19 protein-coding genes are annotated in these 18,513 nt (G+C 70.9%); 10 read left to right on the top strand and 9 right to left on the bottom strand.

The window, feature by feature from the left end; genetic code table 11:
• Window positions 1–6 precede the first annotated feature (6 nt).
• Window positions 7–1,266, bottom strand: coding sequence for a phosphoribosylamine--glycine ligase (gene purD, locus KZ813_RS05735; protein WP_219754010.1), 1,260 nt, complete (start codon window positions 1,264–1,266; stop codon window positions 7–9).
• Here purD and xseA point away from each other — a divergent pair.
• Genes xseA through KZ813_RS05720 form a run of 3 tightly spaced genes read left to right on the top strand, consistent with a single transcriptional unit; the run spans window position 1,265 to window position 3,821 of the window.
• On the top strand, window positions 1,265–2,674 hold the full coding sequence (gene xseA / locus KZ813_RS05730) for an exodeoxyribonuclease VII large subunit (protein WP_219754009.1): 1,410 nt from the start codon (window positions 1,265–1,267) through the stop codon (window positions 2,672–2,674). The genes purD and xseA overlap by 2 nt on opposite strands.
• An 11-nt stretch (window positions 2,675–2,685) precedes the next feature.
• On the top strand, window positions 2,686–2,886 hold the full coding sequence (locus KZ813_RS05725) for a DUF2093 domain-containing protein (protein WP_219754008.1): 201 nt from the start codon (window positions 2,686–2,688) through the stop codon (window positions 2,884–2,886).
• Between the two features lie 56 nt (window positions 2,887–2,942).
• Entirely contained in the window at window positions 2,943–3,821 is an 879-nt protein-coding gene (locus KZ813_RS05720) for a M23 family metallopeptidase (RefSeq protein WP_219754007.1), read from the top strand.
• Between the two features lies 1 nt (window position 3,822).
• Here the strand turns inward: KZ813_RS05720 and KZ813_RS05715 are convergent, their stop codons facing one another.
• Entirely contained in the window at window positions 3,823–4,359 is a 537-nt protein-coding gene (locus KZ813_RS05715) for a hypothetical protein (RefSeq protein WP_219754006.1), read from the bottom strand.
• A gap of 220 nt (window positions 4,360–4,579) precedes the next feature.
• Here KZ813_RS05715 and KZ813_RS05710 point away from each other — a divergent pair, with 220 nt between their 5' ends.
• From KZ813_RS05710 to egtD, 6 genes are all read left to right on the top strand, one after another.
• Window positions 4,580–7,723 (top strand): TonB-dependent receptor domain-containing protein, encoded by a 3,144-nt coding sequence (locus tag KZ813_RS05710; protein WP_219754005.1) that lies wholly within the window; start codon window positions 4,580–4,582, stop codon window positions 7,721–7,723.
• A 107-nt stretch (window positions 7,724–7,830) separates the two neighbouring features.
• Window positions 7,831–8,676: a tRNA glutamyl-Q(34) synthetase GluQRS gene (gene gluQRS, locus KZ813_RS05705; protein ID WP_219754004.1), complete on the top strand. Its 846-nt coding sequence runs from the start codon at window positions 7,831–7,833 to the stop codon at window positions 8,674–8,676.
• Window positions 8,673–8,906: a twin transmembrane helix small protein gene (locus tag KZ813_RS05700; protein ID WP_219754003.1), complete on the top strand. Its 234-nt coding sequence runs from the start codon at window positions 8,673–8,675 to the stop codon at window positions 8,904–8,906. The genes gluQRS and KZ813_RS05700 overlap by 4 nt, the downstream gene beginning before the upstream one ends.
• A gap of 9 nt (window positions 8,907–8,915) precedes the next feature.
• Window positions 8,916–9,473, top strand: coding sequence for a cob(I)yrinic acid a,c-diamide adenosyltransferase (locus KZ813_RS05695; RefSeq protein WP_219754002.1), 558 nt, complete (start codon window positions 8,916–8,918; stop codon window positions 9,471–9,473).
• A gap of 67 nt (window positions 9,474–9,540) precedes the next feature.
• Entirely contained in the window at window positions 9,541–10,800 is a 1,260-nt protein-coding gene (gene egtB / locus KZ813_RS05690) for an ergothioneine biosynthesis protein EgtB (RefSeq protein ID WP_219754001.1), read from the top strand.
• A 1-nt stretch (window position 10,801) separates the two neighbouring features.
• A complete protein-coding gene (gene egtD / locus KZ813_RS05685; RefSeq protein ID WP_219754000.1) occupies window positions 10,802–11,779 on the top strand; it encodes an L-histidine N(alpha)-methyltransferase in 978 nt (325 codons plus the stop codon).
• Between the two features lie 184 nt (window positions 11,780–11,963).
• Here the strand turns inward: egtD and pnp are convergent, their stop codons facing one another.
• The 4 genes from pnp to KZ813_RS05665 all read right to left on the bottom strand — a co-directional run bounded on the left by pnp (window position 11,964) and on the right by KZ813_RS05665 (window position 16,512).
• A complete protein-coding gene (gene pnp, locus KZ813_RS05680) occupies window positions 11,964–14,318 on the bottom strand; it encodes a polyribonucleotide nucleotidyltransferase (RefSeq protein WP_219753999.1) in 2,355 nt (784 codons plus the stop codon).
• 197 nt (window positions 14,319–14,515) lie between these two features.
• Window positions 14,516–14,785, bottom strand: coding sequence for a 30S ribosomal protein S15 (gene rpsO, locus KZ813_RS05675; RefSeq protein WP_219753998.1), 270 nt, complete (start codon window positions 14,783–14,785; stop codon window positions 14,516–14,518).
• 25 nt (window positions 14,786–14,810) lie between these two features.
• Window positions 14,811–15,815: a tRNA pseudouridine(55) synthase TruB gene (truB, locus tag KZ813_RS05670; RefSeq protein ID WP_219753997.1), complete on the bottom strand. Its 1,005-nt coding sequence runs from the start codon at window positions 15,813–15,815 to the stop codon at window positions 14,811–14,813.
• A 4-nt stretch (window positions 15,816–15,819) separates the two neighbouring features.
• On the bottom strand, window positions 15,820–16,512 hold the full coding sequence (locus KZ813_RS05665) for a site-2 protease family protein (RefSeq protein WP_219753996.1): 693 nt from the start codon (window positions 16,510–16,512) through the stop codon (window positions 15,820–15,822).
• Between the two features lie 93 nt (window positions 16,513–16,605).
• Here KZ813_RS05665 and KZ813_RS05660 point away from each other — a divergent pair, with 93 nt between their 5' ends.
• The gene (locus KZ813_RS05660; RefSeq protein WP_219753995.1) at window positions 16,606–17,085 is read left to right on the top strand and encodes a P-loop nucleotide/nucleoside kinase family protein; all 480 of its coding nucleotides are present in this window, start codon (window positions 16,606–16,608) and stop codon (window positions 17,083–17,085) included.
• 150 nt (window positions 17,086–17,235) lie between these two features.
• Here the strand turns inward: KZ813_RS05660 and KZ813_RS05655 are convergent, their stop codons facing one another.
• Genes KZ813_RS05655 through KZ813_RS05645 form a run of 3 tightly spaced genes read right to left on the bottom strand, consistent with a single transcriptional unit; the run spans window position 17,236 to window position 18,484 of the window.
• The gene (locus KZ813_RS05655; protein WP_219753994.1) at window positions 17,236–17,817 is read right to left on the bottom strand and encodes a thymidine kinase; all 582 of its coding nucleotides are present in this window, start codon (window positions 17,815–17,817) and stop codon (window positions 17,236–17,238) included.
• Window positions 17,817–18,212, bottom strand: a complete 396-nt coding sequence (locus tag KZ813_RS05650) for a type II toxin-antitoxin system VapC family toxin (protein WP_219753993.1) — start codon at window positions 18,210–18,212, stop codon at window positions 17,817–17,819. Before KZ813_RS05650 ends, KZ813_RS05655 begins: the two co-directional genes overlap by 1 nt.
• A complete protein-coding gene (locus KZ813_RS05645; RefSeq protein WP_219753992.1) occupies window positions 18,209–18,484 on the bottom strand; it encodes an AbrB/MazE/SpoVT family DNA-binding domain-containing protein in 276 nt (91 codons plus the stop codon). The genes KZ813_RS05650 and KZ813_RS05645 overlap by 4 nt, the downstream gene beginning before the upstream one ends.
• Window positions 18,485–18,513 lie beyond the last annotated feature (29 nt).

The raw sequence follows: 18,513 nt of genomic DNA, 5'->3' as shown, positions 1-18,513 counted from the left end.
GACGGATCAACCATCGGCGTGCGCCTTCGCTCCGATGTCGCGCCGGAAGAAGCCGGTGGGGAAGTCGATCGCCTCGACCGCGCGATAGGCGGCGGCGCGCGCGGCGGCGACGTCGGCGCCGGTCGCGGTCACCGCGAGCACGCGCCCGCCGCTCGCCACCAGCGCCTCGCCGTCCCGCCGCGTGCCCGCCTGGAAGACGGTCGCGCCGGTCGACTCGGCGGCGTCGATGCCGCCGATCGTGCCGCCGGTGCGCGGTGCGCCGGGATAGCCCTCGGCCGCCATCACCACCGTCAGCGCGGCGTCGTCGGCGAAGGCGGGCGCGGGGAGGTCGGCGAGCCGACCCTCGGCCACTGCGAGCAGCACCTCGACCAGGTCGCCGGCGAAGCGTGCCATCAGCACCTGGCACTCGGGATCGCCGAAACGGACGTTATACTCGATCAGCTTGGGCCCGTCCGCGGTGAGCATCAGCCCGGCGTAGAGCACGCCGACATAGGGCGTTCCCGCCGCGGCGAGCGCGTCGATCGTCGGCCGCACGATCTCGCCGAGCGCCTGCTCCTCCAGCGCGGGGGTGAGCACCAGTGCCGGGCTATAGGCGCCCATGCCGCCGGTATTGGGGCCGGTGTCGCCCTCGCCGACGCGCTTGTGGTCCTGCGCCGAGCCGAACGAGGCGGTGGTGGTGCCGTCGCTCAGCACGAAGAGGCTGGCCTCCGGTCCCTCGAGCCGCTCCTCGATCACCGCCTCGATCGGCCCCTGCGCGTAAAGATCCCGGATCGCCGCCTCGGCCTCGTCGCGCGACATCGCGACCACCACGCCCTTGCCCGCGGCGAGCCCGTCGGCCTTGATCACGCAGGTCGCGCCGAAATCGTCGAGGCAGGCGAGCGCGCCGTCGCGCGTGGTCACCTTGAAATAGCGCGCGGTGGGGATGCCGACGCGCGCGCACAGGTCCTTGGTGAAGCCCTTCGAGCCCTCCAGCTTCGCCGCCTCGCGCCCGGGGCCGAACACCGGCACGCCGATCGCGCGGATATTGTCGGCGAGTCCGCGCACCAGCGGCACCTCGGGACCGACCACGACCAGCCCGATCTGATGGCGGCGGACGAAGTCGATCACCGCGCGATGGTCGTCGACATCGAGCTCTGCGATCCTGGCGTGGCGCGCGATCCCGGGGTTGCCCGGCGCGGCGAAGAGCGTATCGAGACGGGGAGATTGCGCCAGTTTCCACGCGAGTGCGTGCTCGCGTCCCCCCGATCCCACCAGCAGGATGTTCATGGCCGACCCCCTCTACGATACTCAGGCGGGCCGGCTGGTAGCCGAGGCCACGCCCGGCGACAATGCGATGGCGGTCAGCGTCAGCGAGCTGTCGGGGCGGCTGAAGCGGATGGTCGAGGGTGAGTTCGGCCATGTCCGGCTGCGCGGCGAGATCTCGGGCTACAAGCGCGCCGCCTCGGGCCACGCCTATCTGTGCCTCAAGGACGATGCCGCGGTGATCGACGGCGTGATGTGGAAGGGCAGCGCCGCCGGGCTCGCCTTCCGCCCCGAGGACGGGATCGAGGTGGTCGCGACCGGGCGGCTGACGACCTATCCGGGACGTTCCAAATACCAGATCGTGATAGAGCGGATGGAGCTGGCGGGCGCGGGCGCGCTGATGGCACTGCTCGAGAAGCTTCGCCTCAAGCTGGCGGGCGAGGGGCTGTTCGACCGCGAGCGCAAGAAGCCGCTGCCGTTCATGCCGCGCACCATCGGCGTCGTCACCTCGCCGACCGGCGCGGTGATCCGCGACATCCTCCACCGGCTGGAGGACCGCTGCCCCACCCACGTCATCGTCTGGCCGGTCAAGGTGCAGGGCGCGGGTGCCGCGGACGAGGTGGCGGCGGCGGTGCGCGGCTTCGACTCGCTGCCCGACGACGGCCCGGTGCGCCGCCCCGACCTGGTGATCGTCGCGCGCGGCGGGGGCTCGATCGAGGACCTGTGGGCCTTCAACGAGGAGGTCGTGGTGCGCGCGGTCGCCGACTGCTCGATCCCGATCATCTCCGCGGTCGGGCACGAGACCGACACCAGCCTGTGCGACCATGCCGCCGACCTGCGCGCGCCCACCCCGACGGCGGCGGCCGAGCTCGCCGTACCGGTGCTCGCCGAGCTGCGGCTGTCGCTCGACGCGATGCGCCAGCGTTCCGAGCGCTGCGCGCGCCGCCATGTCGAGCGCGGGCGCGAGCGGCTCGACGCGCTGGCGCGCGTGATGCCGGCGCGCGACCGGCTGCTCGGCCCGCAGCGCCAGCGGCTCGACGAGCTGGGCGCGCGTCTCGATCTCGGGCTGGAGCGGCGCGTCACGCGCGCGCGCGCGCAGCTCGACCGCACCGCCGGCGCGATCCGCCCCGCCGCGCTGGAGCGCCGGCTGGAGGCGGGGCGCGCCCGGCTCACCGATCTGGGCCGGCTGGTGGAGAGCCTCAACCCCGACAAGCTGCTGGACCGCGGCTATGTACGGGTGGAGGCCGCGGCGGGTGGCACGGTGACCAGCGCGGACGCCGCGCGCGCCGCGGGGGCGCTGCTGCTCCACTTCCGCGACGGCGCGCTGCCGGCGCAGGTGGGGGAGGCGGCGCTCGCCCCGCGCGCGGCCAAGCTTGAGGCCCGGCCGTCGCGTGCCTATCCTGAGAAGCCCGACCAGCCGCGCCTGTTCTGAGAGTTGCCCCGATGCTGATGAGCCACACCGACCGACCCGCCAAGCTCCACTATCTCGCCAACGGCTTCCGCGTGCTGGTGCCGGGCGACCACGTGGTGTGCGCGGTGTCCGGCGCGCGCATCCCGCTCGAGGACCTGCGCTACTGGGACGCGGCGACGCAGCGCCCTTTCGCGACCGCAGCGATCGCGACCGAGGCGCTGGCACCGCGGTGAGCGTCACGCGGAGGGCAGCGCTGGTGGGGGCGGGGGCGCTCGCCGTTGTCGGCTGCGTGCCCGCGGCCCGCCCCGCCGCGCCGGCCGTGCCGCGCGCCGCGCCCGCGCCCGCGCCCGCACCGGTCGCGGCGCCGCGACCGGCGCTGCCGCCGCCCCCCGAACTGGTCGCGCCCGCTCGGCTCGGTCTGCCCGCGACGATCGCGCAAGGTGGTGTGGCGCTCGGCACCGCGCCCGCGGGAACGACCCGGCTGACGCTCGACGGTGCGCCCGTCGTGCTCGCGTCCGACGGGCGGTTCCTGGTCGCGGCCGATCGCGACGCCGGCGGCCCGATGACGCTCACCGCCGCACTGCCCGGCGCGCGCACGCTCACCGCGTCGCTGCCGGTGACTCCGCGCGCGTGGCGGATCGAGCGGCTCGACCAGGTCGCCAAGGTGCCCGTGCCCGACGCCGACTTCGCGCGTCGGCGCCCCGCCGAGCTGAGGCAGATCGCCGCCGCGCGCGCCGTCGACGCCGCCGCGGACGGCTGGCGCCAGCGCTTCCGCTGGCCGGTGACGGGGCGCATCTCGGGGCTGTTCGGCGCGCAGCGGATCTATCGCGGCGAGCCGGGCAGCTATCACGGCGGAGTCGACCTCGCGCGCGGCGAGGGCACGCCGGTGGTCGCCCCCGCCGACGGCGTGGTGACGCTCGCCGCCGACCCGCCCTTCACGCTGGAGGGGAGGCTGCTGATCCTCGACCATGGCGCAGGGCTGACCAGCGCCTTCCTCCATCTCTCACGGATCGACGTGCGCGTGGGCCAGCACGTGCGCCAGGGCGAGCCGATCGGGCTGGTCGGCCGCACCGGTCGTGCCTCGGGGCCGCACCTGCACTGGGCGATGACGTGGCGCGGCGCACGGATCGACCCGCAGCCGCTCGCCGGGTCGATGCCGGCGGGGTGACTCAGCGCAGCCGCAGCGCGCGATAGCTGCGGCCGTCGACGTTGAGGAAGAACGCGCCCATCGCGCCCTTGCGGATGCGCACCTTGGTGCCGGCCCTCGGCGGGAACGGCATCGGGTCGGTGGTCTGCCACACCGGGCTGCCCTCGTCCGCCAGCGTGATCTCGCCGCGGCCGTTGGCGCCGGCGCGCGCGCTACGCACGGTCGTGTTGATCTCGCTGAACGTCTCGCGCTGGTCGGGCTCGCCACGGTCGGCCCCGCCGCCCAGGAGGCCGAGGTCGGGCAGGTTGAGCCCGAACAGCGAGCGCCGCGCGCGCCGCACCTCGGCGCGGTCGACGATCCGCAGGTCGTTCTGCTTGACGGCCTGCTCGAGCGCGGCACTCGCCCTGTCGTAGCAGGCGAGCCGCTCGGCACCGTCGGCGATCGCGCGACAGGCCGCGAAGCCGTCGAGCACGCGTTGCGCACCGCTTCCCTGCTGCGCGCTCGCGGGCGCGGCGGCCAGTGCCGCCACCATCCCCATCGCCATCCACTGCTGCCGCATCATCACACCCGCGCTGCTCGAGCCCAAGCCCAAGCAGGCGCGGGCTGATTCTTCAATCTGTGTCGTTGAAGTTACACTCTTTCAAAAACGCGATGTAACAGGCGTGCCATGTTGCTGTGCAGCGTGGCTTCACGGTAGCCATCGGCATCCCGGGCGGCCGCGCCGGCCGGAGCACATGTTGTGAATGCTGGAAAACCGGCCACAAAAGGGGACTGACTCAATGCTGAACGCCTATCGTTCGCGCCTGCTCACCTCGACGCTGCTGATCAGTGCGGCGGTGATCGCCGCTCCGGCGACCGCGCAGACCGCCGATCCCGCCAGCCAGCCCAAGACGGGCGTGCAGAGCACCGATCCCAACGCGCCCGCCGCCGGCGTCTCGAGCCAGGAGGCCGCCCCGCCCGCGGGTGAGACCAGCTCCGGCGACATCGTCGTCACCGGCACGCTGATCCGCAACCCCAACCTGGTCTCGTCCAGCCCGGTCACCGTGGTCGGCCAGGAGGAGATCACGCTGCGCCAGAAGAACACGGCGGAGGAGCTGCTGCGCGACCTGCCCGGCCTGACCCCGAGCATCGGCTCGGCCGTCAACAACGGCAACGGCGGCGCCTCCTACGTCGACCTTCGCGGCCTCGGCAATTTCCGCAACGTGGTGCTGCTCGACGGCGCGCGCATCGCCCCCTCGGGGCTGGTCGGCCGCGTCGACCTCAACAACATCCCGCTCGCGCTGGTCGAGCGAGTCGACAGCCTGACCGGCGGCGCCGCGGTGACCTACGGTGCCGACGCGGTGTCTGGCGTGGTCAACTTCATCACCCGCTCGGACTTCTCGGGCGTCGAGGCGTCGGTGTCGAACTCGATCACCGAGCGCGGTGACGGCGCCTATTTCCGCGCCGATCTGACCGTGGGCGCCAACTTCGACGACGGGCGCGGCAACGCGGTCTTCTCGATCGGCTACCAGCAGGCCGACCCGGTCTACCAGGGCGCGCGCGATTTCTCGCGCAACAACTACACGTCGACCTCCGGCGGCATCGGCGGCTCCGGCACGACCATCCCGTCGCGCTTCACCGGCGCGGCGCTGGGGACCGGCACACCGACCAATTTCGACGATCCCAACTATCTGTCGGCGAACCGCATTTACAACCCGACCACGGGCGCGCTGCGGGGCTACACCGCCTCGCGTGACGCGTTTAACTTCAACCCGTACAACATCTTCCAGACGCCGTTCGAGCGTTTCAACATGTACGGTGCGGGTCATTACGACATCTCGGACAGCATTCAGGTCTACTCGCGCGGGCTGTTCTCCAAGAACACCGTCACCACCGTGCTCGCGCCCGCTGGCCTGTTCGGTGAGTCGCTGACGATCAACCTCAACAACCCGTATTTGCCCTCGACCGTGCGCCAGCAGTTCTGCGCGCTCAACGTCGCTCCGGTCGGCGCGGACGGCACGCGTAGCGCCTACACCCCGCGCTTCACGCCGGCCGAGTGCGCCGCGGCGGCGACCGCGACCGGGCCGAACGACCCGAACTACCGCACCGTCAACAGCACGGTCGCGCGCCGCACCACCGAGGCCGGCTCGCGCATCACGGACTATACCACTCAGATCTTCGACTATCGCGCCGGCGTGAAGATCGGGCTGACCGAGAAGATCGGCCTCGACCTCACCGGCGCGTACGGCGAGAGCCAGAACGACCAGGTCATCACTGGCTACCTGCGTCGCTCGCGTATTCAGCAGGCGCTGCTGGCGAATAGCACCACCGCGTGCATCGATGCGTCGAACAACTGCGTGCCGATCAACCTGTTCGGACCGGAAGGCAGCATCAACTCCGACATGCTCGGCTTCGTCACCGCGGATAGCCAGGTGACGACGAAGACGTCGCTGGCGCAGGCGCGTGCGCTGCTCTCGGGCGATTTTGGCGCGACGCTGCCCTGGGCGTCGGAGCCGATCGGTTTCGCGGCCGGTGCCGAGTACCGCAAGTATCGTGCCTCGCAGACCGCCGACATCCTCTCGCAGCAGGCCGGCGAGCTCAGCGGCACCGGCGGCGCGACGCCGAACGTGTCGGGCGGCTATGAGGTCAAGGAGGCGTACGGCGAGCTCATCGCGCCGCTCGTCGCCGACGCGCCCTTCTTCAAGAGCCTGACGGTCGAGGGCGGTATCCGCTACTCCGACTACAAGGTCTTCGCGGCCGGTTCGCCCTCGTACAACTCGACGACCTACAAGGGCGGCGGCAGCTGGGAGCCGGTCGACGGCATCAAGCTGCGCGGCAACTACCAGCGCGCGGTGCGTGCCCCGAATATCTCGGAGCTGTTCTCGCCGCAGAACACCGGCCTGACCAGCCTCTCGGCCGATCCGTGCGCTGGCACCGCACCTAGCTCCAACGCCAACCTGCGGGCGATCTGCATCGCTCAGGGCGCGCCCGCGGGCACGATCGGCATCATCGAGCAGCCGAGCGCCTCGCAGATCAACGCGACCACGGGCGGCAACCTCAACCTGAAGCCCGAGAAGTCGGACAGCTACACGATCGGCCTGGTGCTGCAGCCGCGCTTCGTCCCGGGTCTGTCGATCACGGTCGATTACTATAACATCAAGATCCAGGACGCGATCTCGCAGCCGACCGTGAGCGACGCGATCGCCGCCTGCTTCGGCAACATCACCTCCGCCAGTGCGGCGAGCGCCGCGTGCACTCAGATCCGGCGTAATCCGGACACGGGCGGTCTCGACGGCAGCCCGGCGACCACGCCCGGCCTGCTGCTCGCGGCGTCCAACCTGGGCACGATCAAGACCGACGGTATTGACCTCAACGTCAACTACCGCCGCGATCTTGGCTTCGCCAAGATCAACCTGAGCTTCCAGGGCAACTGGACCAACCGCGCCGAGTTCCAGGCGACGCCGACCTCGGTCAACCGCGAGTGCATCGGCTATTACAGCGTCAACTGCGGCTCGCCGGGTTCGGCGGGTCCGAGCTCGGCGCCGGGCTCGCTCCAGCCGGAGTTCACCTGGAACCAGCGCACGACGTTCTCGTTCGGGCCGGCCGACATCTCGCTGCTGTGGCGTCACCTCAGCGGGCTGGAGGCGGAGCCGGGCGACGATCAGCCGGCGCGCTTCGTCGGCAACCTGTCGGGTGGTGCGCTCGACGGCGTCGCGGTCGACTTCAGCAAGATCAAGGCGTTCAACTATTTCGACCTGGCGACGCGGGTCGGCGTGGGCGAGCAGGTCGACCTGACACTGACCGTGACGAACCTGTTCGACAAGCAGCCGCCGCTCGTCGGCGGGTCGATCGGATCGGTGTCGTTCAACAGCGGCAACACCTATCCGTCGACCTATGACGCGCTCGGCCGCCGCTTCACCGTGGGTGCGCGCTTCAAGTTCTGATCGCGCCCGTCGACGAGACAGCGAAGGGGTGGGCTTCGGCCCGCCCCTTTTTTTGTCCATGAGCGTCATCCTTGCGCGGCGGCGCGCCGGCGCGCACATCACCGCGCATGGACCCGGTGGTCACCCGCTTCGCGCCCTCGCCGACGGGGCGGCTCCATCTCGGCCACGCTTACTCGGCGATCCGCGCGCACGATCACGCGCGCGCGCGCGGCGGGCGCTTCCTGCTGCGGATCGAGGACATCGACGGGACGCGCAGCCGCCCCGAGCATGTCGCCACGATCCTCGCCGACCTCGCCTGGCTCGGGCTGACATGGGACGGTGACGTGGTCCACCAGTCGCAGCGGCTCGACCTTTACGCCGCCGCGCTCGATCGGCTGCGCGCGATGGGGCTTCTATACCCCTGTTTCTGCACGCGCGCCGAGATCGCCGGGGCGATGGCCGCGCCCCACGGCGCGACCCCGGTCTATCCCGGCACCTGCCGGTCTATCGAGGCCCCCGACCTCGCGCACCCGCATTGCTGGCGGCTCGACATGACGGCGGCGGTGGCACGCGCCGGCGCGCTCGAGTGGAGCGACGCGGGCCGCCCCGTTCCCGCCGACCCGCTCGCGCAGGGCGACGTCGTGCTCGCGCGCAAGGACGCGCCCGCCAGCTACCATCTCGCGGTGACGGTCGACGACGCCGCGCAGGGCGTCACCGACGTGGTGCGCGGCGTCGACCTGTTCGAGGCCACCCACGTCCACCGCCTGCTCCAAGCGCTGCTCGACCTGCCGGTGCCGCGCTGGCACCATCACGCGCTGCTCGCCGGCGCCGACGGCGAGCGGCTGGCCAAGCGCCACGGCGCGCCCGCCCTGGCGGCGCTGCGCGAGCGCGGCGAGGACGGGCGCGAGCTGGCCGAGCGGCTGCGCACGGGCGACTTCCCAAAGGCGGTCGCAGTCCCTACCTTCACCTCATGAACACCTTCCTCGTGATCCTGCTGGTGGCGGCGATGATCGCCACCGTGGTCGCACTGGTGCGCGGCATCATCTCCTTCCTCCAGGAGGCGTCGGCCGACGCGCGCGGCGAGGGCGGCGGGCCGACCGCGGCGCAGCTCAAGAGCAACCGGATGATGCAGCAGCGCATCCTGTTCCAGGCGCTGGCGGTGCTGATCGTGGTGGTGTTGCTCTTCGCCGCCGGTCGGACCTGATCCGCCGCCTTGGTCAAGCTCAACCGAATCTACACGCGCACCGGTGACGCGGGCACGACCGGGCTGGTCGACGGCAGCCGCGTGCGCAAGGACGACGCGCGGATGGCCGCGATCGGCGACGTCGACGAGGCCAACAGCGCGATCGGCGTGGCTGCCGAGACGCTCCCCGACGCCCTGTTCGTGGCGGCGCTGCGCCGGGTCCAGAACGATCTGTTCGACCTCGGCGCCGATCTCGCGACGCCCGGCGACGATTTCACCCCGTCCGAGATGGTGCTGCGGATCGTGCCGGCGCAGGTGGAGCGGCTGGAGCGCGAGATCGACTCGATCAACGCCGACCTGCCGCCGCTGACCAGCTTCGTGCTGCCCGGCGGGGCCGCGGCGTCGCTGCACCTCGCGCGGGCGATCGTCCGTCGCGCCGAGCGCGCCGCCGTGGCGCTGCTGCCCCACGCCAACCCCGCTGCGGTCATGTATCTGAACCGCTTGTCCGATTTCCTCTTCGTCCTGTGTCGCGCGGTGAACAAAAGCGCGGGTGGCGACGTTCTGTGGGTCGCGGGGGCCAATCGCTAACTTAGGATAGTCCCTGGCGAACGTCGCGCGGGCGTGGGGTCGGGCGCGACGGGTGGGAGACGATCCGATGGCAGCGCTGCCTGACCTGCTGACCGGCGGCGAGCCGCTGGCCGAGCGCTACGGCCGCGTCCGCGCGCTGAGCGAGGCGCTGGTAGCGCCGCTCTCCGACGCCGACGCGACGGTCCAGTCGATGGACGACGCCAGCCCGGCCAAATGGCACCTGGCGCACACCACCTGGTTCTTCGAGACCTTCGTGCTGCGCGACCATGTCGCCGGCTATCAGCGCCACGACGAGCGCTTCCCCTTCCTGTTCAACAGCTATTACGAGGCCGAGGGGCGACGCCACGCGCGCGCGCGGCGCGGCATGATCACGCGCCCGACGCTCGACGAGGTGCGCGGCTATCGCGCCGCGGTCGATCGCGCGCTGCTCGCCGCGCTGCCGCGGCTGCCGGTGACCGCGCGCGAGCTGATCGCGCTCGGCTGCCACCACGAGGAGCAGCACCAGGAACTGCTGGTCACCGACATGCTCCACCTCTTCGGCGAGAACCCGCTCGAGCCCGCGATATGGCCGGCGGCGCGCAAGGTGCCCGTGGCGATGCCCGCGCCGATCGGCTGGATCGAGCGCGGCGAGGGCGTGGTCGAGATCGGTCACGGCGGCGAGGGCTTCGCCTTCGACTGCGAGGGACCGCGCCATTGCGCGCTGCTCGCGCCGCACGCGCTCGCCGACCGCACCGTCACCAATGACGAATGGGCCGCCTTCGTCGCGGACGGCGGCTACCGTGACCCGCGCTGGTGGCTGGCGGACGGCTGGGCCTGGGTGCAGCGCGAGGGCGTCGACGCGCCGCTCTACTGGGAGCAGCGCGACGGCGTGTGGACCCGCCTGGGGCTGGACGGCCGCCGCGCGCTCGATCCCGCCGCGCCTGTGACCCATGTCAGTTTCTACGAGGCCGACGCCTACGCCAGCTGGGCCGGCGCGCGGTTGCCGACCGAGTTCGAGTGGGAGGCGGCGGCCGCGTCCTATGACCCCGCGGGTGGCAACCAGCTCGACCGCGCGGGTGCGCTCGAGCCGCGTCCCGCGGGGGACGGCCCCGCCTTCTTCGGCGACGTGTGGGAGTGGACCGGCTCGGCCTACCGACCCTATCCCGGCTTCCGTCCGGTCGCGGGCGCGGTCGGCGAGTATAACGGCAAGTTCATGAGTGGGCAGTTCGTGCTGCGCGGCGGCAGCTGCGCCACGCCGCGCGGCCACGTCCGCGCCAGCTACCGCAACTTCTTCTACCCCCATCAGCGCTGGCAGTTCACCGGCGTTCGTCTCGCGAAGGACCTCTGACATGCTCAAGCCCGAGATCGACGACGGCCAGGCCAGCCTCGCCGATCCCCAGTTCCGCGCCGACGTGCTCGCGGGGCTGGCGCGCCGCCCGCGCGCGATCCCGGCGCGCTGGTTCTACGACCATCGCGGCTCGCAGCTGTTCGAGCAGATCACCGAGCTGCCCGAATATTATCCCACGCGCACCGAGACGGCGCTGCTCCACGACCTCTGCCCCGAGCTGCGCCGGCTCGCCGGACCGGGTCGCGCGGTGGTCGAGTTCGGCTCGGGCTCGTCGACCAAGACGCCCACGGTGCTGCGCTGCGTCGAGCCCGCCGCTTATGTGCCGATCGACATCTCGGGCGACTTCCTCCGCGAGTCGGCGCAGGCGCTGGCGCAGGCCTTCCCCGGGCTGCCGGTGCTGCCGTTCGAGGGTGATTTCACGCGCCCGCTGACGCTGCCCGCGCAGGTGGCCGACCTACCGAAGCTCGGCTTCTTCCCGGGATCGACGATCGGCAACCTGATCCCGCTCGCCGCGGTCGATCTGCTGCGCGCGATGCGCGCCTCGCTGGGCGAGGGGGCGATGCTGCTGATCGGGATGGACCGGATCAAGCGCGCCGACGTGCTGCTGCCCGCCTATGACGACGCGCAGGGCGTCACCGCGGCGTTCAACCTCAACCTGCTCGAGCGGATCAACCGGGAGCTCGACGGCACGATCCCGATCGACGCTTTCCGCCACTGCGCGGTGTGGAACGACGATCGCGCGCGAGTCGAGATGCACCTGGAGGCGCGGCGCGACGTGGCGTTCGAGGTCGACGAGCGTGCCTTCGACATGGCCGAGGGCGAGACGATCCACACCGAGAACAGCCACAAATACGGCGAGCGCGACGCGCGTATCCTGCTTCGTAGCGGCGGCTGGACCCCGGTGCGCGAGTGGACCGACGACAAGGGGCTCTTCGCGGTGATCCTGGCCGAGGCCCAGCCCGAGCGGCCGGCGCCGTGAGGCGGTGATCGCCGCGACGGTGACACGATAACGGCCCCGGCATCGCTGCCGGGGCCGTTCTGGTTCGTGACGTAGCGGTCGCTCGTCAAGTGGGACCGTGCTCCGGCGAAGGCCGGAGCCCAGGGCGACGAGCGCGGACGCCCCTGGCCCCGGGCTCCTGCGTCCGCAGGAGCACGACGGTCGCTCAGTCGCGATCGCCCGTCAGGAAGGCCGGGGCGAACGCGGGGGCGTCGCCCTCGTCGCCGCCTTCCTTGGCGCCACCCTCGCGGCGCGGCCCACGGCCCTCGCGGCGCGGGCCCCGGTCACCACCCCGGTCACCACCGCGATCGCCGCCCCGGTCACCGCCGCGGCCGCCGTCACGCCCACCGCCCTCGCGGCGCGGGCCGCGGTCGCTGCGCTCGCCGCGCGGCTCGCGCGCCGGGCGGGTGTCCTCCAGCTCGGCGCCGGTCTCCTGGTCGACGACGCGCATCGACAGGCGGACCTTGCCGCGCGGGTCGATCTCGAGGACCTTGACCTTCACTTCCTGGCCCTCGGACACGACGTCGCCCGGCTTCTCGACGCGCTCGTTCTTCATCTCGGAGACGTGGACGAGACCGTCCTTGCCACCCATGAAGTTCACGAAGGCGCCGAAGTCGACGATGTTGACGACCTTGCCGTTGTAGATCTTGCCGACCTCGGCTTCCTCGACGATGCCCTTGATCCAGTTCATCGCCGCCTCGATCTGCGCGCCGTCCGACGAGCTGATCTTGATCACGCCCTCGTCGTCGATGTCGACCTTGGCGCCGGTGGTGGCGACGATCTCGCGGATCACCTTGCCGCCGGTGCCGATGACGTCGCGGATTTTCGACTTGTCGATCTGCATCGTCTCGATCCGCGGCGCGTGCGCCGACAGCTCGGTGCGGGTCTCACCCAGCGCTTTGTTCATCTCGGCGAGGATGTGCGCGCGGCCGTCCTTGGCCTGCGCCAGCGCGACCTTCATGATCTCCTCGGTGATGCCGGCGATCTTGATGTCCATCTGCAGGCTGGTGATGCCCTCGGACGTGCCCGCCACCTTGAAGTCCATGTCGCCGAGGTGATCCTCGTCGCCGAGGATGTCGCTGAGAACCGCATAGTCCTTGCCCTCGAGGATGAGGCCCATCGCGATGCCCGAGACCGGGCGCTTGAGCGGCACGCCGGCGTCCATCAGCGCCAGGCTGCCGCCGCACACCGTCGCCATCGATGAGGAGCCGTTGCTCTCGGTGATGTCGCTGGTGACGCGGATCGTGTAGGGGAACTCCTCCTTCGTCGGCAGCACCGGGTGCAGCGCGCGCCACGCCAGCTTGCCATGACCGATCTCGCGACGGCCCGGCGCGCCGAAGCGGCCCACTTCGCCGACCGAATAGGGCGGGAAGTTATAGTGCAGCATGAAGTGCTGGTACGACAGGCCGTTGAGCCCGTCGATCATCTGCTCGGCGTCGCGCGTGCCCAGCGTCGTGGTGGCGATCGTCTGGGTCTCGCCGCGGGTGAACAGCGCCGAGCCGTGCGCGCGCGGCAGGAAGTGGACCTCCGCCGCGATCGGGCGCACCGTCTTGGTGTCGCGCCCGTCGATGCGGCGGCCGCTCTTGAGGATCGCGCCGCGGACGATGTCGGCCTCGAGCTTCTTCACCAGCTTGAGCGTGCCGAGATACTGCGCCGGGTCGCTCTCCTTGAGGTCGGCGAAGGCCTCGCGCGCCTTGGTGCGCGCGGCGTTCAGCGCGTTCTGGCGCGCCTGCTTGTCGGTCAGCTTGTAGGCCGCCTCGACGTCCTTGCCGATCGCCTTCTTCAGCTTGGCCATGGTCGCCGACTTGTCGTCGACCGGGGCGAGCTCCCACGGGTCCTTGGCCGACTGCTCGGCGAGGTCGATGATCGCGTCGATCACCTGCTGCGACGCCTTGTGCGCGAACATCACCGCGCCCAGCATCACCTCTTCCGACAGCTCCTTGGCCTCGGACTCGACCATCATCACCGCGTCGTGCGTCGCGGCGACGACCAGGTCGAGCTCGCCCTCGGCGACTTCGCCGTCGGTCGGGTTGAGCTGATACTCGCCGTCCTTGTAGCCGACGCGCGCGCAGCCGATCGGGCCCATGAAGGGCACGCCCGAGATGGTCAGCGCGGCCGAGGCCGCGACCATCGCGACGATGTCGGGCTCATTCTCGCCGTCATACGAGAGCACCTGCGCGATGCAGTTGATTTCGTTGTAGAAGCCCTCGGGGAACAGCGGGCGGATCGGGCGGTCGATGAGACGGCTGATCAGCGTCTCGCGCTCGGTCGCGCCGCGCTCGCGCTTGAAGAAGCCGCCGGGGATGCGGCCGCTGGCGGAGAATTTCTCCTGATAGTGGACGGTGAGCGGGAAGAAGTCCTGCCCCTCCTTGACCGTCTTGGCGGCGGTCACCGCGCAGAGCACGACCGTCTCGCCCAGCGTCGCGATCACGGCGCCGTCGGCCTGGCGCGCGACGCGGCCGGTCTCCAGGGTCAGCGTCTTGCCGCCCCACTGGATTTCCACTTTCTTGGTATCGAACATATGGTTTCCTTCACTCCCCGATGCGGATCACCGGGGGGCCTGCGAGTGGGCCAGTAGCGGCCCAGGGAAGGGCGGACCTTATTGTCCGTCCTCCCACGCCGGCTCCAGCGGACCGGCCGGGCGCTCCCGCGCCCCTTCTTGCTGGATCCCGGATCGGCGTCCGGGATGAAATAAAGGCGCCTCGCGGCGCCTTTATCTCACTTACGAAGACCGAGCTTCGCGATCAGGGCGACGTAGCGGTCGCCGTCGCGCTTGCGGAGATAGTCGAGCAGCGAGCGCCGCTTGTTGACCATCATCAGCAGGCCGCGGCGGGAGTGGTTGTCCTTCGCATGGCCCTTGAAATGCTCGGTCAGATTCTTGATCCGCTCGGTCAGGATCGCGACCTGGACCTCGACCGACCCGGTGTCGCCATCGGCGCGGGCGTGATCCTTGATGACTTCCTGGCGGCGCTCAGCGGTGATCGTCATTACATTTCCTAGCGACATCTATGTGTTACAGGTTGAAGCCGCGGACGACGCGGGCGAGCCCGCTCTCCATCTCGACCAGCGCGACGGGTGTCTCACCCAGCAGCGCGAAAGCCTGGCCGTCGTCGGCGGCGATCCCGGCCAGCACTCGCCCCTGACGGAGCGCCCCTGCCTGGTCGGGAGTGAGCGATAGAGCCGGGATGTCGTCCAGCCCCGCGCCCAGCGGCAGAAGGGAGTGTTCAAGACCGCGCGCCTTAGCGAGTTCGTCGAGTTTGTCCAGCGATATCGCCTCGGCGAGCGTGAACGGGCCGGCGCGCGTGCGGCGCAGATAGGTGACGTGGCCGACCGTGCCGAGCGCCAGCGCGATGTCGCGCGCCAGGCTGCGGATGTAGGTGCCCTTGGAGACGTGCGCGGTGAGGGTGACGTGGGCTAGCTCCTCCCCGGGACGGGGAGGGGGACCGGCCGCAGGCCGGTGGAGGGGGCTCTCCGCGCGCGGGCCGCTCGTGGCGGGCCTCCCTCCACCATCGCTGCGCGATGGTCTCCCTCCCGGTGCCGAGGAGGATTTAAGGACGTCGAGCCCATGCACCGTCACGTCGCGTGTGGCGAGCACCACCTCCTCGCCCGCGCGCGCCAGGTCATAGGCGCGCGCGCCGTCCACCTTGAGCGCCGAATAGGCCGGCGGCACCTGCGCGATCGGACCGGTGAAGCGCGCCAGCACCGCCGCCACCGCCGGCAGCGTCGGGCGCACGTCGCTCGTCGCGACTACCGCGCCCTCGGCGTCGAGCGTGTCGGTCTGCTCGCCGAAGCGGATCGTGAAGTCGTACACCTTGTCGCCGTCGAGCATCCGCCCGGCGAGCTTGGTCGCCTCGCCGATCGCGATCGGCAGCACGCCGGTGGCGAGCGGGTCGAGCGTCCCGCCGTGCCCGACCTTCAGCTTCGGCGCGCCGGCGGTGCGCAGCGCGCGCTTCACCGCGGCGACCCCCTGGGTCGAGCCGAGTCCGAGCGGCTTGTCGAGGATCAGCCAGCCGTGCACGCGCTCAGCCCGCGATCAACTGGGCGAGGCCGAGGTACCATTCGGTCAGCGCCTGCGCCGGCGGTGCCACCAGCCGCTGGACGACATTGGCGCCGGGCACGATCGACGGCAACACCAGCAGTAGCAGGATGAACAGCAGCAGCCCGTAGCGCGCCAGCTGATCCCAGCGCTGCGCCAGCCGCTCCGGCAGCAGCCCGGCGACGACGTGCCCGCCGTCGAACGGCGGCAGCGGGATCAGGTTGAAGATCGCGAGGAAAACGTTGATGATGACGAAGTTGAGCAGGTTGGCCGCGACGAAGGCGGTGAGGCTGCCGGGCGCGATGCCGTAGAGGCTGGGGGTCAGCGCGCCGAGCAGCACCGCGCCGACCAGCGCCAGCACCAGGTTCGACCCCGGCCCGGCGAGCGCGACCAGCATCATGTCACGGCGCGGGTGCGGCAGGCGGCGCGAGTCGACCGGCACCGGCTTGGCCCAGCCGAACACCGGCGCCTTGGCGAGCGCGAGCAGCAGCGGCAGGATCACGGTGCCGACCGGGTCGACGTGGCGGAGCGGGTTGAGCGACAGCCGGCGCTGCTCGGCGGCAGTGGGGTCGCCGAGCGCGCGCGCGGCGAGGCCGTGGCTCACCTCGTGGAAGACGATCGCGAGCACCAGCGGGATGATCCACACTGCCGCCCGCCAGATGATGCCGGTGGGGTCCATGGTGCGCGAGATAGGCGAGGGCAGACGGTTCGGCTAGGTGGGGGGAGCGATCCCGTGCTTGCCGGGGCGTGCCGCCTGTGTTGTGTCGCAGCGGTGCCGACCACGCCCACCGCTCATCTGCTTCACGGCTTTCTCGGCGTCGGCAAGACGACGTTCGCGCGGGAGCTCGCCCAACGCGAGCGAGCGGTGCGCTTCACGCACGACGAGTGGATGGTGCGTCTCTACGGTCAGGATCCACCCGCGGCACTCTTCCCGGAACTGGCCGCGCGCGTGACAGCGACCATGGAGGAGACCTGGACGCGCTGCCTGATCGTCGGGACGAGCGTGGTGCTCGACTATGGCTTCTGGTCGAGGGCCGAGCGTGCCGCTGCCGCGGCGCGCGTCGCCGAATGCGGGGGCAAGGCGATCCTGTATCGCCTCTCCTGTCCCGACGAGGTCGCACGAGCGCGGTTGGCACGGCGGGCTCGATGCGAGACCGACGGTCTCTCCATCTCACCCACGACGTACGACACGCTGTACGTCCGCTTCGAGCCGCTCGGCGACGACGAGCCGCATGTGGAGGTCTCAATCTAAGATCCGGCTCAGCATGTTGTCACCGCCAGCATGCCTCTGCGAACGCAGGAGCCCAGGGCCACGAACGTCATTCGCGCGACCCTGGGCTCCGGCGTTCGCCGGAGCACGGGCGCGGCGTTGGCGGTTCTCACTGCGCGGTAGGGAGGGCGCTCACCCCTCCGCCAGCGCCGCGCTGAAATGGCGGCGGCACAGCGCGACATAGCGATCGTTGCCGCCGATCTCGGTCTGGCGGCCCGCCGCGACCGGGCGGCCCTCGGCGTCGACGCGCAGGTTCATCGTCGCCTTGCGCCCGCACGCGCACACCGACTTGATCTCCTCCAGCGAGTCGGCGAGCGCGAGCAGCCGCGCCGAGCCGGCGAAGAGCTCGCCCAGGAAGTCGGTGCGCAGGCCGTAGGCGAGCACGGGCACGTCGGCGGTGTCGGCGAGCCAGGCGAGCTGGTCGACCTGTGCGGCGGTGAGGAACTGCGCCTCGTCCACCAGCACGCACGCCACCGGCGCGCGCGCGTGCTCGGAGGCGACCAGCGCGGCGAGGTCGGTCGCCGCGTCGAACATCGTCGCGGTCGCCGAGAGGCCGATCCTCGAGGTGATCGTCCCCGCGGCGAAGCGATCGTCCACCGCGGCCGTGAACAGCATCGTGCGCATGCCGCGCTCGCGATAGTTGAAGTCGGCCTGGAGCAGGTTGGTCGACTTCCCCGCGTTCATGCTGGCGTAGTAGAAATACAGCTTGGCCATCAGGCGAGCGTCTCGATCGCGAGCGGCGCGTCGCTGCCGGCGTGCTGCGCGAGGCGGCGGTCAAAGGTGACGAAACGTGTGGCGTCCATCGGCACGACGAGGTGGATCATGTCGGCGAGGTCGGCGCCCAGGCGATATCGCCCGATCGCCCAACGCACCCCTTCCTCGTGCTCGATCGTCACCGTCGTCGTGTCGGCGATCTGCTCGAGCAGGGTCGCGATGGTGTCGCGCCGCATCGCGTATCGTCGCCCGCGTAAGACCCACTCGGTCTCAAGCAATACCGTCGTCGTGATCACGACAGGCTTGTCGAAGATGGGATCGGCGAGCGGGGACTGCACCGGATCGTCGCGCGTGATCCATCGCAGGACCACGTTCGTGTCGACCGCAGTGGTCACCGTCGCTCGGCGCGGCGGGCGGCTTCCTCGGCGATCGCCTCGTCCATCTCCTCGAGCGTGACGGGCGGACCCTGGTGCTGGTAGATTTCCTTGAAGCGCGCCACCGCCTCGGACGGCGTCACCGTCTTGATCCGACGTCGCGGCCGCAGCAGCACCCCGTCACCGGCGTCGACCACCTCGAGGTCGAGCCCCGGCGCCCAGCCCTTCAGGTCGCGGATCGCCTTGGGGACGACGACCTGGCCCTTGTCGGAGAGTCGCGTGGTCGCGTTCATGCCGGTAAGATGCGTCTTACCCGCGCGAG

This window comes from Sphingomonas folli, from assembly GCF_019429525.1.
Classification (GTDB): Bacteria; Pseudomonadota; Alphaproteobacteria; order Sphingomonadales; family Sphingomonadaceae; genus Sphingomonas; species Sphingomonas folii.
This window is presented reverse-complemented; position numbering and strand designations above follow the sequence as displayed.